Annotated in this window: 13 protein-coding genes and 1 tRNA gene; 7 read left to right on the plus strand and 7 right to left on the minus strand. The window is 65.7% G+C overall.

Features of this window, described 5'->3' with window-relative positions; genetic code table 11:
* Positions 1 to 48 precede the first annotated feature (48 nt).
* The 4 genes from AAC023_RS10170 to AAC023_RS10185 all read right to left on the minus strand — a co-directional run bounded on the left by AAC023_RS10170 (position 49) and on the right by AAC023_RS10185 (position 5,768).
* Positions 49 to 134, minus strand: a tRNA-Leu gene (locus AAC023_RS10170).
* A 149-nt stretch (positions 135 to 283) separates the two neighbouring features.
* Positions 284 to 2,089, minus strand: coding sequence for a VWA domain-containing protein (locus AAC023_RS10175; protein WP_339740813.1), 1,806 nt, complete (start codon positions 2,087 to 2,089; stop codon positions 284 to 286).
* 79 nt (positions 2,090 to 2,168) lie between these two features.
* On the minus strand, positions 2,169 to 4,919 hold the full coding sequence (locus AAC023_RS10180) for an HAD-IC family P-type ATPase (protein WP_339740815.1): 2,751 nt from the start codon (positions 4,917 to 4,919) through the stop codon (positions 2,169 to 2,171).
* Positions 4,920 to 4,985: 66 nt separating this feature from the next.
* On the minus strand, positions 4,986 to 5,768 hold the full coding sequence (locus AAC023_RS10185) for a molybdopterin-binding protein (protein WP_339740817.1): 783 nt from the start codon (positions 5,766 to 5,768) through the stop codon (positions 4,986 to 4,988).
* Between the two features lie 64 nt (positions 5,769 to 5,832).
* Here AAC023_RS10185 and sfsA point away from each other — a divergent pair, with 64 nt between their 5' ends.
* Complete coding sequence (gene sfsA, locus AAC023_RS10190; RefSeq protein WP_339740819.1) at positions 5,833 to 6,537, plus strand: DNA/RNA nuclease SfsA; 705 nt, start codon at positions 5,833 to 5,835, stop codon at positions 6,535 to 6,537.
* Entirely contained in the window at positions 6,534 to 7,001 is a 468-nt protein-coding gene (locus AAC023_RS10195) for an acyl-CoA thioesterase (RefSeq protein WP_339740821.1), read from the plus strand. The genes sfsA and AAC023_RS10195 overlap by 4 nt, the downstream gene beginning before the upstream one ends.
* A gap of 7 nt (positions 7,002 to 7,008) precedes the next feature.
* Here AAC023_RS10195 and AAC023_RS10200 read toward each other — a convergent pair whose 3' ends face one another.
* The 3 genes from AAC023_RS10200 to AAC023_RS10210 are packed head-to-tail and all read right to left on the minus strand — an operon-like array spanning position 7,009 to position 9,308.
* Positions 7,009 to 7,611: a response regulator transcription factor gene (locus tag AAC023_RS10200; protein ID WP_339740823.1), complete on the minus strand. Its 603-nt coding sequence runs from the start codon at positions 7,609 to 7,611 to the stop codon at positions 7,009 to 7,011.
* Positions 7,604 to 8,695 (minus strand): histidine kinase, encoded by a 1,092-nt coding sequence (locus AAC023_RS10205; RefSeq protein WP_339740825.1) that lies wholly within the window; start codon positions 8,693 to 8,695, stop codon positions 7,604 to 7,606. Before AAC023_RS10205 ends, AAC023_RS10200 begins: the two co-directional genes overlap by 8 nt.
* A gap of 40 nt (positions 8,696 to 8,735) precedes the next feature.
* On the minus strand, positions 8,736 to 9,308 hold the full coding sequence (locus tag AAC023_RS10210) for a hypothetical protein (protein WP_339740827.1): 573 nt from the start codon (positions 9,306 to 9,308) through the stop codon (positions 8,736 to 8,738).
* 218 nt (positions 9,309 to 9,526) lie between these two features.
* Between AAC023_RS10210 and AAC023_RS10215 the strand changes: the two genes are divergently transcribed.
* The 5 genes from AAC023_RS10215 (at position 9,527) to AAC023_RS10235 (ending at position 15,899) form a co-directional block, all read left to right on the plus strand.
* Complete coding sequence (locus AAC023_RS10215; RefSeq protein ID WP_339740830.1) at positions 9,527 to 11,209, plus strand: M28 family metallopeptidase; 1,683 nt, start codon at positions 9,527 to 9,529, stop codon at positions 11,207 to 11,209.
* 148 nt (positions 11,210 to 11,357) lie between these two features.
* Positions 11,358 to 12,134, plus strand: a complete 777-nt coding sequence (gene map, locus AAC023_RS10220) for a type I methionyl aminopeptidase (protein WP_339740838.1) — start codon at positions 11,358 to 11,360, stop codon at positions 12,132 to 12,134.
* A 4-nt stretch (positions 12,135 to 12,138) separates the two neighbouring features.
* A complete protein-coding gene (gene radC, locus AAC023_RS10225) occupies positions 12,139 to 12,819 on the plus strand; it encodes a DNA repair protein RadC (protein ID WP_339740832.1) in 681 nt (226 codons plus the stop codon).
* A gap of 79 nt (positions 12,820 to 12,898) precedes the next feature.
* Entirely contained in the window at positions 12,899 to 14,656 is a 1,758-nt protein-coding gene (locus AAC023_RS10230; protein WP_339740834.1) for an amidohydrolase, read from the plus strand.
* A 25-nt stretch (positions 14,657 to 14,681) separates the two neighbouring features.
* Positions 14,682 to 15,899: a threonine synthase gene (locus AAC023_RS10235; protein WP_339740836.1), complete on the plus strand. Its 1,218-nt coding sequence runs from the start codon at positions 14,682 to 14,684 to the stop codon at positions 15,897 to 15,899.
* Positions 15,900 to 16,421: the final 522 nt, after the last annotated feature.

Here is a 16,421-nt window from a genome sequence, read left to right on the forward strand (position 1 = left end):
GGTGCGCGCTGCGGGTGGCTTGCCACCCGAAGCCCGCAGGGCGAAGGGTGGTGCGGGCGGCCGGACTCGAACCGGCACGATCTTTCAATCGACAGATTTTAAGTCTGTTGCGTCTACCATTCCGCCACGCCCGCACGGCGCCGAGGCGCGATCCTACACGCGCTTTGCCGGGAGGCCAGCGGGCAATTCACCGGCTTGCGCACCCGCGATCATCAACGCGAAAAAAGCGAGCCGCACCCATAAGGCACGGCTCGCTTCTATCGGCGCTGCCAGTTCAGGCGGATCAATTCACCTTCTGGCCATCGGCATTGGCGGCATAACGGGCGATGCGGACCAGTTCGAGGAATTCGTCGCGATGGCCGAATTCGTCCGGACCCAGCGCTGCGCTGGCCTGGTCGAGGATCTGGTCATAGCCATAACCCTCGCGCAGATAGGGATCGCCGCGCAGCATTTGCGCGAAACCGGCCACCCCGATCGAGAAGCGGGTTTCCTGTTCCGCCGCGGCAAAATCGGTGACCGCATCGGCCGGTGTGACCGGCCGTTCGATGAGATTGCTCTCGGCTTCGCCGGGATGCTTGTAGCGGATGCGCAGCAGACCGTATTCGGCGGACAGGTCTGTGTTCACCGCCGGGGCTGCGCCATAGCGCAGGGGATCGAGCAGGGCGCCCTCCGAACCCGGAGCCGCGATCTCGTAAATCGCCGTGACGGCATGGCCGGACCCGACCTCGCCGGCATCAACCGCGTCATTATTGAAATCGGCCCGTTCCAGCATGCGGGTTTCATAGCCGATCAGGCGGTATTCAGCGATGCGCGCCGGGTTGAACTCGACCTGGATCTTGACGTCATTGGCGATCGGGAAGAGCGCGCTGAAGCTTTCCTCGACCAGCATGCGCCGGGCCTCGGCGCGGCTGTCGATATAGGCCGCCGTGCCATTGCCGGCCTGGGCGATGGTCTGCATCATCGCGTCGTTATAATTGCCGCGGCCAAAGCCCATCACCGAAAGATAGATGCCGCTGTCGCGCTTGCGGGCGACGAAATCCTCAAGTCGCTCGTTCTGGGTGACGCCGACATTGAAATCGCCATCGGTCAGAAGCATGACGCGATTGACGGCGTCCGCGTCGAAATTGCGTTCGGCCAGGTCATAGGCGAGCGCCAGGCCAGCACCGCCGGCGGTGGAACCACCGGCCCGCATATTGTCCAGAGCCTCGTGGATCTGGCGCGCATCGCGTGCCTGGGTCGGCTCGAGCACGGCACCCGCGGCACCGGCATAGACGACGATGGCGACGGTATCCTCGGGATCCAGCTCATCGACGAGCAAATGCATCGCCTGCACGGCCAGTGGCAATTTATCGGGCGAATTCATCGAGCCGGAGACATCGATCAGGAAGACCAGATTGGCGCGCGGACGTTCCTCGGGCACGAGTTCATAACCCTGCACCGAGACATGCATCAGCTGGGTCGCCGGATTCCACGGATTGGGCGTCACCTGGACCCGGGTCGCAAACGGCTCGTCCATGCTTTCGGGCAGCGCGTAATCATAATCGAAATAATTCACCATCTCCTCAACCCGCACCGCGTCCTGCGGCGGCAGGGTGCAGTCATTGAGATAGTCGCGCACGACAGCATAGCTGGCGGTGTCGACATCGATCGAGAAGGTCGAGACCGGCTCCTCGGCGGTGGCGTGCACGGTGTTGAGCTCGACATGCTCATAGCGTTCGCGGTCCACCATGCCCGGACGCGGTGTCATGGGCAGCGGCGCATAGCCGCGCATGTTCTGCTCCTGCGGCGCGGCGAGCATGTCTGCCCGTGCCACCGTCGAGTGCGGCGGGGGCGGCGGCGGCGGGGGCGATGCTGTCGGCTGCGGTGCTTCCGCCTGAACCGCGCCGGTCGGAATGCGCGCGCCGGTCACCGTGATCATATCATTCTCACCGCCATGGCTCCGACCGCTATTGCGGCAGGCGGCGGGGATGGCGTCGAGCAATTCCTGCTTGGCCGCCTCGTCCTGGGCCAGCGCCATCGGCGCCGAGTGTATCGAGGTTGCGGCCACCAGCGCGGCGAGCGCGGTGCCCATTTTGAGATTCCGTGTCATGCAAGTCTCCCCTTCCCGTTCCCAGCTCCAGCATTTGCACGCATGAATTGATCCGCGCAATGGCGAGAACAGGGCCATCTCAAGGCGTTTTGTTCATCGGCCCTCGGGCCGCGACGACGACATGCAGCGTCTTGAGCGCTTCGGGCACCAGCACGATGGGCACCGCCAGCAGCAGGATACGCTGCCAGGCCGCCCCGTCCAGCGGCACCGAATGCAACACCAGCTGCAGCGGCGGCCAGTAGACCGCGCCCAGCTGCAGCGCGATCGAGACGGCGATCGCCAGCAAGAGCCAGGGATTGGAGAACAGGCCGATCAGCGCCAATGGCCGGTCGAGGGAGCGGAAATTGAGGACATTGGTCTTCTCGAACACGATCAGCCCGGTAAAGACCAGCGTCTGCGCATAGAGGAGGCTCTCGCCGCGCGCCAGCGCATCCTGGAACAGCCAGAGCGAGGCCAGCCCCATATAGCTCGCCAGCAGGATCACCACGGCCAGCCCGCCGCGGCTGACAACGGCGGCATCGGGCGCGGCTGGCGGATGGCGCATCAGATCGCGGTCGGCCCGCTCGATCCCCAGCGCCAGCGCGGTCGGCCCGTCAGTGACCAGATTCATCCACAACACCTGCACCGGCAGCAGGATGAGCGGCCAGCCCATCAGCAGGGCCGCGCCGATGGCAATGAGTTCGGCCATGTTGGAGGAGAGGAGATAGCGGACGAATTTGCGGATATTGGCGTATTGCCGCCGCCCCTCCTCGACCGCACCGATAATGGTGGCGAAATTATCATCCATCAGCACCATTTCGGCGGCATCCTTGGCCGCGTCGGTGCCGCGTATCCCCATGGCGACGCCGATATTGGCGCGCTTCAACGCCGGCGCGTCATTGACGCCATCGCCGGTCATGGCGACGATCTCGCCATCGCGCTGCAGTATCTCGACGAGGCGCAGCTTGTGCTCCGGCGCCACGCGCGAAAACACGGCGCCGTCATGGATCGCGCGCAGCAGGGCGACATCCTCCATCGCATCCAGCTCGGCCCCCGTGAGGGCCGCATGGGCATCGAGACCAATGCTGTGCGCCACCGCCAGCGCCGTTGCCGGCGCATCGCCGGTGATCATCACCACGCGCAGACCGGCGGTATGGGCACGCGCAATCGCGGCCGGCACTTCCTCGCGCGGCGGATCCATCACGCCGAAAAACCCCAGGAATGTGAGGTCGCGCTCGATCTCGGCATCGGCCGCGTGCGGGTCGGCCGTGGTCTTGCGCGCGGCGGCCAGGACGCGCAAACCGCGTTCGGCCATGCCTTCGAACACCCGGTGCAGGGCTTCCACGCCGTCCGCGTCCAGCGGCACATCCGCCCCGCCATCGAACACGCTGCTGCAGCGCGCCAGCACTTCTTCCGGCGCGCCCTTGAGATAGACCGTCGCGCCCTCGCCGGCCGGGACAACCAGGCTCATACGCTTGCGTGCCGAGCTGAAGGGAACTTCGCGGACATGCGCCGTCGAGGGCCGCTTCAGGCCGGCCTTGAGCGCCGCCGTCACCAGCGCGCCCTCGGTCGGTTCGCCATCGAGCCGCCACAGCCCGTCGCGCTCGAACACTTTGGCATGATTGCAGATCAGACCGGCCTCGAGCAGGGCCATCAGGCCGGGATGATTATTCGGGTCGATGATATGGCCGCGCGCCTTGAACACACCGGCCGGCTCATAACCGGCGCCGCCGATCTCGATTTCCGCCTCGCCATTGCCCTGCGGCGTCCACACCCGGGTGACCGCCATCTCGCCATGGGTGAGCGTGCCCGTCTTGTCGGAGCAGATGATCGTTGCCGCCCCCAGCGTCTCGGCCGCCGGCAGCCGGCGCACCAGCGCATTGCGCCGCGCCATCGCGCGGACGCCGAGTGCCAGGGTCAGGGTCACGACGGCCGGCAGGCCCTCGGGCACCATCGCTACCGCCAGGGCAACACCGGTCAGGAACATCTCCAGCGCGTCACGCCCGAGCAGAAAACCGCTCAGCGCCAGCACGGCCGCGACCGCCGCCGCGATCATGCCGAGGCGGGCCCCGAAACGCGCCAGCCGCTTTTGCAGCGGTGTCACATCGCGATCGATCGAGCTGGCGAGCAGGGCGATCCGGCCAAACTGCGTCGCATAACCGGTCGCGGTGACCAGTCCGGTGGCGCGTCCGCGCACCACCAGGCCGCCGGCATAGGCGATGGAATGGCGCTCGGCGATGGCGGCGTCTTCTTCCACCGAGGCCGGGAGCTTGTCCGCGGCGTGCGACTCCCCGGTCAGGGCGGATTCATCGATCGCCAGATCGCGCGATTCCACCAGACGCAGATCGGCCGGGGTGTGATCGCCCGGCTGTAGCCGCACCAGATCGCCCGGCACCAGCTGGCTCGCATCAATCTGCCGGCTCACCCCGTCGCGAATGACCCGGCAACTCGGCGCCAGCAGACGTTTCAGCGCCGCCAGCGCCCGTTCGGCGCGGTATTCCTGGAAAAAGCCGAGCGCGGCATTGAGACCGACAATCGCCAGGATCGCGAAGGCATCGACCGGATCGCCGAGCGCTGCGGAAACAGCGGCAGCCGCGAGCAGGATGATGATCAGCACGTCCTGGAACTGGCGCGCCAGCATGGCCGGCCAGCGCAGCTTTTCGCGCGCCTCGAAGGCATTGGGCCCGTAGCGCTCCAGCCGCCGCGCCGCCGTTTCAGCGTCGAGGCCGGACTCCAGATCGGTATGCAGATGCCGCGCGGCCTCCGCCGGTGGCAGGGCATGCCAGGCGCGCGGCTCGGGACGGTCCGGTTCGTCCTTGGCAGGCGAAGCTTTGAGCGTGGGGGCTATCATGCCGGTATCAGGCTGCGGTCAGGGGGCAATGGCAAGGGCGATGATGTCGCGCCATCAATCCCCGACCTAATCCTCCGGGTCGATCCGTCCGTCAAAGCCGAGCGCCGCCACCATCGCCGCGATCTCGCCGATCACCGCGTCGAGCGCGACATCATCAGTCGCTCGGGCAACGAGATGTGTACCGCGTTTCACCTCGCCATCCTGGACTTCAAGGAAATAGGGATAGCTGCCGATCGAGACCTGGGGATAGCGTGCCTGCATTTCGCCCAGCGGTATGGCGATATCGCCTTCGCGCATATTGTCGGCCTTGACCGAGCGCGAGCGTGTCACGGCGCCGCCATGCAGGCGATGGGCGACGTCTTCCAGCATGCCGCGCGTGATCGAGGGCACGCCGGCCATCACGAAGACATTGCCAATCTGGAAGCCGGGCGCGCCGGTGACCGGATTGACGATCAGGCTCGCCCCGTCGGGAATGCGCGCCATGCGCTTGCGGCTCTCGGTCAGCGGTGTCCTGGTCTTCATATACCAGTGCTCGATCACTTCGAGCGCATCCGGGCGGACATCGATTTCGACCCCGAAGGCCGCCGCAATACTGTCGGCGGTGATATCGTCATGGGTCGGGCCGATGCCGCCGGTGGTGAAGACATAATCGACCTGGGCGCGCAGCGTATTGACGGTGTCCGCGATCACATCGGCATCGTCAGGAATGGTGCGGCATTCGACGACATTGATCCCCAGCGGCGCCAGGAATTGCGCGATCTGTTGCAGATTCCTGTCCTGGGTCCGCCCCGAGAGAACTTCATCGCCGATCAACACCACCGCCGCGGTCACGCCTGACGCCTTGCCCATGAGATTGTCCCTCGTTTCCGTGTTCGCCTCGGGTATAGGTGGCGCAACAGGAGAATGCCAAGCCATGAAATTCGCCACACCGCTGATCGAGGGCCGGCTGGTCTCGCGCTACAAGCGCTTCTTCGCCGATGTCGAACTGCCCGGCGGCGAGGTCGTGACGGCGCATTGCGCCAATACCGGCGCCATGGCCGGGATCAAGGATGCCGGCCTCAAGGTCTGGCTGTCGCGCGCCGACAATCCCAAGCGCAAGCTCAAATTCACCTGGGAGGTCGTCGAGGCCCAGGACACGCTGATCGGCACCCTGCCCGGCCGCGCCAATGAGCTGGCCGAAGAAGCGGTGCAGGCCGGCATTCTCACCGAGCTGACCGGCTATGCCTCGCTGCGGCGCGAAGTGAAATATGGCGAGAACTCCCGCATCGATCTGTTGCTGGAACACGAAGACCGCCCGCCCTGCTGGGTCGAGGTCAAGAATGTCCACTGGATGCGCCAGCCGGGTCTGGCCGAATTCCCCGACGGCGTCACCAGCCGCGGCACCAAGCATCTCGGCGAACTTTCCGCCAAGGCCCAGGCCGGCGAGCGCGCCGTCCAGCTCTTCATCGTCCAGCGCAGCGATTGCACCCGCCTGCGCCCGGCGGACGACACCGACCCGGTCTATGGCGAAGCCTTGCGCGCGGCCCACAAGGCAGGCGTCGAGATATTGGCCTATCGCTGTGAGGTGACACCGGCGGGCATCGCCATTACCGATCCGATGAGCGTGGAGTTGAGATGATGAGCGATTTCCAGTGGGACCTGCCCGAGCCCTACGTCCACCGCATCACCGTCGTGCCCGCCGATATCGATGATTTCGGTCATGCCAATAATGCGCGCTATCTGGAATGGGCCGACGCTGCGGCCTGGACCCACTGGGCGTCGAAGGGGTTTTCGCGCGAAGCCTGCGAGGCCGATGATCGCGGCATCGCCATCATCCGCACCGAAGCCGATTATCTCGGCCATGTCCGCGAGGGCGACGAGCTGGATTGCGCGGTGTGGATCACCAAATCGGATGGCCGCCTGCGCGCCGAGCGGCGCTATCAATTCGTGCGGGTGAGCGACGGGGCAACGGTATTCCGCGCCCTGACCAAGGTCGTCTGCTTCCAGCTCTCGACCGGCAAGCCGGCGCGGATGACGGAAATCTTCCGCTCGCACTATTCGGTTCTGCCTTCGGTCGCCGCCGCCCTCGCCGCGCAGGACTGATCCGCCGCTAGAGCCAGCCCTTCTCCCGCGCCAGACGCGCCGCCTCGATCCGGTTGCCCGCCCCGAGCTTGGAGATGGCGCTGTGCAGGTAGTTTCGCACGGTGCCACGCGCCAAACCGGTCGCTTCGGCCATGGCCGGGCTTTCCAGCCCCGCCTCGGCCAGGCGCAGAAGACGGCGTTCGGCATCGGTGAGCGGATCGGTCTCGCTCCAGGCGCGCGTCGCCAGTTCCGGCGCGATCACCCGTTCACCGGCCGCGACGCGCCGGACCGCATCGGCGAGACCGGTCGAAGGACCGTCCTTCAAAATAAAACCCGCCACGCCCGCCTCGAGCGCGCGGCGCAGATAGCCGGGCCGGTCGAAAGTCGTCACGATCAGCACCCGCGCCCGGGCGCCCTCGCGCTTGAGCAGAGCGGCGAGTTCCAGCCCGGTCATGTCCGGCATCTCGATATCGGTGACGACGACATCGGGATCATGGCGGCGCACCAGATCATGCGCCTCGCGGCCATTGGAGGCCGTGCCGACGATCTCGATATCGCTCTCAAGCCCGAGCAATGCCGCCAGCGCCTCGCGCAGCAGGGTCTGGTCTTCGGCCAGAATGAGTCTAGGCATTCGCGTTATCTCCGCTTGCCGGCAGCCAGGCCCTGACAACCGTGCCGGTGCCCGCCGGCGCCGCATCGACCGACATCCGGCCGGAGAGGCCGGCCATGCGCGCCGCCAGTCCACCCAGCCCGCCCTCGCCGATCCGGGCGCCGCCGCAGCCATCATCGCTGATACTCAGTTCGATCCCGTCCGCAAGGCTTGCCGTCCGGATCGTGACATGGCGGGCACCGGCATGGCGCAGGATATTGGTCCCCGCCTCGCGCACCACCATGGCCAGCGCTGTCGACTGCACCGGTGTCGGGGCGCTCGCGTCCAGCTCCAGCAAGACGGCCAGTCCGGCCGCTTCAAGATGCTGGCGCACCTCCGCGGCCGCCGTCTCCAGACTGCGGTCACGAAGACCGGCGACCGCCTCGCGCACCTCGGCCAGGGCGGTGCGCGAAATTGACTGGATTTCCGCCAGCTCGCTGCGGGCCCGTCCGGGGTCTGCATCGAACAAGCGCGAGGCCAGATCAGCTTTCAGCGTCACAACAGAAAGCGTATGGCCAAGCAGATCGTGCAGATCGCGGGCGATGCGCTGGCGCTCGGCTTCCGCCGCCACGGCCGAGGCCCGGCGCTGGCGCGCCTCGCTATCGGCCTCCTGGCGCTGGCGCCGCGCGCCCATCGCCGCACCCGCCGCCGCGACGGCGGCCAGGACGATGAGCACGATGGCATAGGAAAGCGGTTGCTGCGTCAGCCAGACGGCGGCGAGAATGGCCAGGCCGATCGCGACCAGCCCGGCCGTGCGCAGGCGCGTATGCGGCAACCAGCCGAGCATCGCGGCTGCGAAGACCAGATAGACCGCGCCGCCCATCGTCACCGGCATGAAGACAAAGCCAAGCAGGGCCGCGCCCAGCGCCGCCGGATAGACCGTCCAGTCACGGCGGCGCAGGCTGAAGACATAGAGCGCAACAAAGACCGCCATCCCGGCCAGCGCGATCAGCGCCTGTTGCGGGCCGGGCGGCTGATAGAGCCAGCCGAAGAAGAAAAAGCCCAGATAGACCAGATGCAGCCAGGGCCGGTTGGGCGATAACAGGGCAGATATCCGCTGCATCATGGCCTCTCCCCCTTCATTTTCACCTTCACAACACGCCCGGTCAGGCCGCGCTCACCCCGGCGCGGCGAAAGCGCAGGACTTCCCAGCGCAGGCCCGCAGCCGCGAAAAGATAGAGCCCGGCGACGACGAACGGAATGCCTGTCAGCCGCCAATCGGGAAAGCCGTACCAGATCACGGTTACGGCCGCGACCCGGACGAAGGCGTGTATCAGGCTGACCCGGCTGTGATAGGCCCAGCCGATGATCGGCCAGTGCAGGCTCATGCCGATGGCGAGGGTCAGCGGCGCCCCCTCGGGGAAACCACCGATCAGCAGGATATGAATCGGCCATAGCAGATTGATCGCGGCGATCGCCGCCATCGTGACACCCGACAGGGGCGATTTCGACTTCATGAAGGGCGAGCGCATCGGGGCCTGCAGCAGAATGCCGAGCGGGAAGATCAGTCCCGACCCCGCCGCCGCCGCAATCGCCCATTGTGATGGCGCGAGGTAGAAGCCGAGCCCGCCCATCACCGCCCAGTAGAGCGCGCCGGCGACGGGCAGCGACACACCGCCGCCGGCGGCGACGCAGTAGCGTTTGCGTTCGTGATCTATGGCCTGTTTCAGATCGGTCATGGTGGGGTGGTTCCTGTCCTGTTTGTGACCTCACCTTGCCGCGCACGGCCACCGGGCGGCAGACACAGGCGTCACCCATCGTCCGTGACAACTGTCATGCCGGACCGGCTGCACCGCCCCTCGACCTCACGGATAATTAACATCCGCTCACATTGTGCCCATGCCTGCGCCCGCTATAGTCCGCGCCAACAATCACCGCTTTTCCAGAGGAGGCTTCGATGAAGTTTCTGGCACCAGCATTGGCCTGTCTCGCGCTCATCGCCTGCGGCCCCACCGATACGACGATCGGCAGCGCCGTCGAAGCGCCCGCCGATTTCATGCCGAATGTACGCACCGGGAATATCGAGGCGCATATCCGCTTCCTCGCCTCGGACTATCTGCAGGGCCGCGATGTCGGGACGGATGGCTATGAAATCGCCGCCAATTATGTCGCGGCACAGATGCAATTGCTCGGGCTGGAGCCGGCCGGCGACAATGGCGGCTATTACGCCGAAGTGCCGCTGCACGACGTGCTCGCCGATCCCGACTTCAACAGCTTCACCCTCGACGGCGAGACCTTCGCCCAGGGCGATCTGGTCTATGTCTCGACCAATCCGAACGTGCTCGAAGCGACCGTCTCGGCGCCGCTGGTCTTTGTCGGCTATGGCGTTTCGGCGCCCAATCGCGAGCATGACGACTACGCCGATCTCGACGTGGCCGGCAAGATTGTCGTCGTCATGAATGGCGTTCCGCGCGGCCTGCCGAGCGAGGAACGCGCCCATCACAACTCCACCACCACCAAGCGCGATGTCGCCGCCGCCCATGGCGCGGTCGGCATGATCGCCCTGGCCGGCTGGTCCGACGAGCAGGTCACCCAGTTCACCGAGGGTTCGGCGTCACGGCCGACCGTGCGCCTGACATCGGCGACCGGCCCCTCCTCCTATGACCAGATCCAGGTGATCGCCAATGTCGGATCGACGCTCGGCGCGCGCCTCTTCGAGGGTGCCGAGATGAGCCTCGAGGATGTCGAGGCCGCCATGGAAGCCGAGGAAAATCCAAGCTTCCCGCGTTTCGACCTGCCGCATACGGTGAGCATGCGCCAGCGCACGACCTCCATGCCCTTCACCGCGCCGAATATTGTCGGCATGCTGCGCGGCAGCGACCCGGTCCTGGCCGACGAGATCGTCGTGCTCTCGGCCCATCTCGACCATATCGGCAATATCCACGAAAACATGCGCGGCGGCGGCGCCTGCCGCTCGAACGACGATGAAGACACGATCTGCAATGGCGCGGTCGACAATGCGTCGGGCGTCTCGATCATGCTGGAAACGGCGCGCACCTTCCTCGAGCAGGGCACGCCGCGGCGTTCGGTTCTGTTCGTGGCGCTCGCCGGCGAGGAAAAAGGCCTGCTCGGCTCGGAGCATTTCGCCAAGAACCCGACGGTTCCGGCCGCGGCCATCGTCGCCAATGTCAATCTCGACATGCCGGTGATCGTGTATGAATTCGACGATGTCATCGCCTTCGGTGCCGAGCATTCCAATCTCGGCCCGATTGCGGCCCGGGCCGCCGCGCGTCTCGGCATCGCCGTCAGCGAAGACCCGATCCCGCAACAATCCCTCTTCGTGCGTTCGGACCATTATAATTTCGTGCGCCAGGGCGTGCCGTCAATCTTCCTGATGACCGGCTTCTCCTCACCGGATCCGCGCTGGGATGAGGGCGAAGGCTTCATGGGCTTTCTCACCACCCATTATCATCGCCAGACCGACCAACTCGATGGCGAACTGGAAGTCCTGTTCGAACAGGGCGCGAAATTTGCCAATATCAACTACATCATCGCCCGCGAAATCGCCGACAGCGATGAGGCTCCGGCCTGGAATGAGGACAGCTTCTTCGGCAATCTCTACGGCCACTCCGGCGGGTAAGCGGTAAGAAAATACCACTAAATCAAGCGCGCGCCGTTCCAAACGGTGCGCGCTTTGGTTATAGGGGGACATTCTGGAGGACCCCGTCTTGACCACTGCCTATGACAGCATTGCCGATTACGACGCCCCATCGCCCCGCGACGGCCGCATCAAACTGCATGGCGCAGAGGGCTTCGAGGGCATGCGCAAGGCGGGCCGTCTGGGTGCGCAAGTGCTCGACATGCTGGTGCCGCAAGTGCGGGCCGGCGTCACAACCGAGCATCTGGACAGGCTGACGCGCGAATTCGTCCTCGATCACGGTGCCACGCCGGCGACCCTGCATTATCGCGGCTATCGCCACTCCCTGTGCACTTCGCTCAACCATGTGGTCTGTCACGGCATTCCCGGTCCCAAACCGCTGCGCGATGACGACATCCTCAATATCGATGTCACCGTCATCGTCGATGGCTGGCATGGCGATACCAGCCGCATGTATACGGTCGGCGAGCCCAAGCGTAAGGCCGAACGCCTGATCGACATCACCTATGAGGCGATGATGGCCGGCATTGATGCCGTCAAGCCCGGCGTCACCCTGGGCACGATCGGCGCCATTATCCAGGAATATGCCGAGGCGCGCCGCTGCTCGGTGGTGCGCGATTTCTGCGGCCACGGCCTCGGCCAGCTCTTCCATGACAGCCCCAATGTCCTGCATTTCGGCACCCGCGGCGAAGGCGTCGAGCTCAAGGAAGGCATGTTCTTCACCATCGAGCCGATGCTCAATCTCGGCCGGCCGGATGTGAAGGTCCTGGCTGATGGCTGGACCGCCGTCACGCGCGACAAATCGCTCTCGGCCCAGTTCGAACACTCCATCGGCGTGACCGCCGACGGCCATGAGATTTTCACCAAATCGCCCAAGGGCCTCGACAAGCCCCCCTACAACATCTGACGCCATGGCCAGCCGCTCGCACACGGATGGTCACCGCGAGCGCTTGCGCCAGAAACTAACCTTGGCGGGTGGCGATGCCCTGCACGACTATGAGCTGCTCGAGCTTTACCTCTTCCGCTCCATCCCGCGCCGCGATGTCAAACCCATCGCCAAGGCGCTGATCGCCCGCTTCGGCGATCTCGGCGGCGTCGCGGCCGCGCCGGTCGAACAGCTTGTCACCATTGATGGCGTCTCGCAGCGCTGCGCCGCCGAACTCAAACTGATCCAGGCGCTCTCCGCCCGGCTGGCGCGCGAACAGGTGATCGGCCGGCCCGTCATCGCCTCCTGGGCCGCACTGGTCGCCTATTGCCGCACGGCGATGCAGCACGCCACGACCGAGCAGTTCCGCGTTCTCTTCCTGGATCGCAAGAACAAGGTGATCGGCGATGAAGTGCTCGGCACCGGCACGATTGATCACGCCCCGGTCTATCCGCGCGAAGTCGTCAAGCGGGCGCTGGCCAATGAGGCCTCGGCCATCATCCTGGTCCACAATCACCCCTCGGGCGATGCCACCCCCAGCCAGGCCGATATCGAGATGACCCGCACCCTGATCGAGGTCTGCAAACCCTTCGAGATCGTCGTCCACGACCATCTCGTGATCGGGCGCGAGAACACGGCCAGTTTCAAGACACTGGGGCTGATGTGAAAGCGCTGGCCTTGGCGCGTCAATCGCCTAGGCTGACCCCAAAACTGATCTCGCTTTTGATCCATGGGGATACGCGCCGATGAAACGACTGATCGCCCTCGCCCTCCTCCTGCTGGCGCTCGGCTGGGGCTTGTCCCTGCGAGCACCGGCAGCGGCCCGGCACCAGGTTTTCCAGGGCGGGTCGATCATCACCATGGCCGGCGATGAGACGGCCGAGGCGGTCTATGTCATTGATGGTGTGATCGCCGCGGTCGGCAGTCGGGCGGAGATTGATGTGCTGGCGCCGTGGAATGCGCGCCGCATTGATCTGCGCGGCGGGGCCCTGCTGCCCGGACTGATCGAGCCCCACACCCACCCGCTCGCCTCCGCCCTGCTGGGGGCGGCGACCGATGTCAGCGGCGTGACCCATTCCAGCCGCGATGAATTGATGGCAAGCTTGCGCGAAGCGGCGCAAAAGCGCGGACTGACGCCGTGGATCGTCGCCTTCGGCTGGGATCCGGCCATGCTTGATCCATTGCCACCACCCAGCCTGGCCGAACTCGACGCCATCGCGCCGGAGCGGCCGATGATCATCCTCACCCAGATGATGCATGAAGCCTTCGCCAACACCGCCGCGCTGGAGGCCGCCGGCATCAGCCCGGCCACGCCCGACCCGGCGAATGGTGCCTTTGAACGCGATGCGAGCGGCGCCCTCACCGGCCGTCTGATCGAGATCGAGGCGATTGGCCATGTCATGGCGGCGATGCCGGAAGCGTCCGACGCCGCGCTGACCCTGCTTTTGAGCCTGCAATATGATCGCTATGCCCGCGCCGGCTACACCACGATCGGCGCCGCCAGCCTGGTCGGCCGCGCGCACGACCCGGTGGCGCTGGTGCATGGTGTCGCCAGCGATGCGCGCGCCAGCCTCAACACCGTGCTTTACACGGCACCGGACCGGCGTGACGCAGCGGCGGCGCTCTGGGGCGAGGATGATGCCGGCAATACCACACTGGCCGGCATCAAGATCTGGATGGATGGCTCGCCCTTTATCGGCGGCGCGGCCCTGGCCGAGCCCTATGCGAGTTCACCCTTCACCCGCGATGTGCTGGGCCTCGCGCCCGGCTGGAGCGGTGCCGTCAATTACACGCCCGAAACCGTCAATGCCCGGGTCCTCGAGGCCCAGCGCGGCGGCTATCAGATCGCCATCCATGCCCAGGGCGAACCGGCGATCGAGATGGCGCTTGATGCGATTGAGGCAGCCCAGCTTGCGGCCCCCGATGCGGGTCTGCATCACCGGCTGGAACATCTCGCCCTGATCACGCCGGCCCAGATCGAGCGCGCGGCGCAGCTGGGCGTCAGCCTCGGCTTCTTTGTCGATCATATCCGGTATTACGGCCATATCCTGCCCGACCTCGTCGGCGAGGACCGCACACAGCGCTATATGCCGGTCGGTGACGCGATGGCGAGCGGCGCCGTCGTCACCTTGCATGGCGATCATCCGGCCACCCCGGTCGATCCGATGCGCACCCTGGCGACCGCCATTGAGCGCCGCGCCCGCACCGGCGATACGCTGATCGCAGCCGGCCAGGCCCTCACCAACCGCCAGGCGCTGGAAGCCATGACGATCCATGCCGCCCGCCAGCTCGGTCTCGAAGCTGAGATCGGCTCGATCGAAGTCGGCAAGCGCGCCGATTTCACCTGGCTCGACCGCGACCCGCTGGGTCTGACACCGCAGGAAATACGCGACCTGCAGGTGCGCGGCACCTGGATTGCCGGCCGGCCGGTCGACACCCGTACCATCACCCTCAAGAAAGCCTCGCTGACGCTGGACGCCATCGGATCCAGCCTCGCTCACTGACCCCCTGCCCCTCGGAGCACGTCCCATGCATCACGATTATGTCACCCATCTGGAATGCTCCGAGACCGGCAAACATTATCCCAAGGACAAGCCGCACAATCTCTCCGATGCCGGCAAGCCCCTGCTCGTGCGCTATGACCTCGCCAAGGCGAAAGGCGTGATCGATCGCGGCGCCATCTCGGCCCGCGGCGGCGGTTTCTGGAAATGGCGCGAGCTTCTGCCCGTCACCGATGACAAGGATGTCTGCCGTCTCGGCGAGATCGATACCCCGCTGATCGATGTCCCCGCCACCGCCAAGGCCTCCGGCGCCACCGGGCGCGTGCGGGTCAAGGATGAGGGCCGTTTGCCGACGGGCAGTTTCAAGGCCCGCGGCCTCGCCCTCGCCGTCGCCATGGCGCATCATTTCGGCATCAGGCGCCTCGCCATGCCGACCAATGGCAATGCCGGCGCCGCCATGTCGGCCTATGCCAGCCGGATGGGAATGGAGAGCTATCTCTTCGCGCCCGACGATACGCCGGAGGTCAATATCCGCGAGATGGCGCTGCAGGGCGCGCATGTCTTCCGCGTCAACGGCCTGATCCATCATTGCGGCGCCCTCGTCGCCGCCGGCAAGGACAAGATGGGCTGGTTCGATCTCTCGACCCTGAAGGAGCCCTACCGGATCGAGGGCAAGAAAACCATGGGCCTCGAGCTCGCCCACCAGCTCGGCTGGCGCATGCCCGATGCGATCTTCTACCCCACCGGCGGCGGCACCGGCCTGATCGGCATGTGGAAAGCCTTCGACGAGATGGAGCAACTCGGCTGGATCGGCAAACGCCGCCCGAAAATGATCGCCGTCCAGGCCGAGGGCTGCGCCCCCATCGTGCGCGCCTGGGACAAGGGCGAACGCCATGCCGAGGAATGGCTCGACGCGCAGACGGCCGCCATGGGCATCCGCGTGCCCAAGGCGATCGGCGACTTCCTGATCATCGACGCCTGCCGTCAGAGCGAAGGCTTCGCCATCGCCGTCTCCGAAGCATCCATCGAAGCCGCCCGGGTGCGCTGCGCCCGCGAAGACGGCCTCCTGCTCTGCCCGGAAGGTGCCGCGACGCTGGCCGCGATGGAAAAGGCGATGAATGACGGGCTGATCGAGCGCGATGCCGATTGCGTGTTGTTCAATTGCGGCTCGGGTTTGAAATATGCGATGCCGGATGGGTCAAAGACGCTGGATCGAAACGCCGAGGTGGATTGGGGGGCGCTGTGATCTGAGGAGGGACAGGTACCTCTGGTACCTGTCCCAGGGAAAACCCAGCTTCGCTCAATGCCGGGCGCAGGCGCCTGTAAGAGCCGGGCGGGACAGACTCCGCCTTGGGACGCGTACCAGAGGTACACCTCCCTCATACTCAGCGCGCCGTGAGAATGAAGAGGGACAGGTACCTCAGGTACCTGTCCCAGGGAAAACCCGGCCTTCAGCCGAGGGCGGGCTCCAGCCGGTAAAATCGAGTCCTCCACGGGGACGCGTACCAAAGGTACACGTCCCTCTTCATCGCCTCATCGCAAACGTCCCGAGCCCGGCTCATCCGGCGCTGCCGGCCACCTTCCCGTCACGGAGAAGAAAGACCGCCTGCGAAGGGACAGGTACCTCTGGTACCTGTCCTCAGGGGAAACCCGACTTTCGGCCGATGCCGGGCTCCAGCCACAAAAACTGAGTCCTCCCTTGGGACGCGTACTAGAGGAACACGTCCCTCATCACGCGCCTCTCCTCACGCATAGGGATCAATCGCGT

This window comes from uncultured Maricaulis sp. (assembly GCF_963976135.1).
GTDB lineage: Bacteria > Pseudomonadota > Alphaproteobacteria > Caulobacterales > Maricaulaceae > Maricaulis.

What these genes read in the sequence shown, in the direction of transcription:
- AAC023_RS10175 (WP_339740813.1), bottom strand. Translation starts at nt 2,089, where the DNA reads ATGACACGGAATCTCAAAATGGGCACCGCGCTCGCCGCGCTGGTGGCC.
- AAC023_RS10180 (WP_339740815.1), bottom strand. Translation starts at nt 4,919, where the DNA reads ATGATAGCCCCCACGCTCAAAGCTTCGCCTGCCAAGGACGAACCGGAC.
- AAC023_RS10185 (WP_339740817.1), bottom strand. Translation starts at nt 5,768, where the DNA reads ATGGGCAAGGCGTCAGGCGTGACCGCGGCGGTGGTGTTGATCGGCGAT.
- sfsA (WP_339740819.1), top strand. Translation starts at nt 5,833, where the DNA reads ATGAAATTCGCCACACCGCTGATCGAGGGCCGGCTGGTCTCGCGCTAC.
- AAC023_RS10195 (WP_339740821.1), top strand. Translation starts at nt 6,534, where the DNA reads ATGATGAGCGATTTCCAGTGGGACCTGCCCGAGCCCTACGTCCACCGC.
- AAC023_RS10200 (WP_339740823.1), bottom strand. Translation starts at nt 7,611, where the DNA reads ATGCCTAGACTCATTCTGGCCGAAGACCAGACCCTGCTGCGCGAGGCG.
- AAC023_RS10205 (WP_339740825.1), bottom strand. Translation starts at nt 8,695, where the DNA reads ATGATGCAGCGGATATCTGCCCTGTTATCGCCCAACCGGCCCTGGCTG.
- AAC023_RS10210 (WP_339740827.1), bottom strand. Translation starts at nt 9,308, where the DNA reads ATGACCGATCTGAAACAGGCCATAGATCACGAACGCAAACGCTACTGC.
- AAC023_RS10215 (WP_339740830.1), top strand. Translation starts at nt 9,527, where the DNA reads ATGAAGTTTCTGGCACCAGCATTGGCCTGTCTCGCGCTCATCGCCTGC.
- radC (WP_339740832.1), top strand. Translation starts at nt 12,139, where the DNA reads ATGGCCAGCCGCTCGCACACGGATGGTCACCGCGAGCGCTTGCGCCAG.
- AAC023_RS10230 (WP_339740834.1), top strand. Translation starts at nt 12,899, where the DNA reads ATGAAACGACTGATCGCCCTCGCCCTCCTCCTGCTGGCGCTCGGCTGG.
- AAC023_RS10235 (WP_339740836.1), top strand. Translation starts at nt 14,682, where the DNA reads ATGCATCACGATTATGTCACCCATCTGGAATGCTCCGAGACCGGCAAA.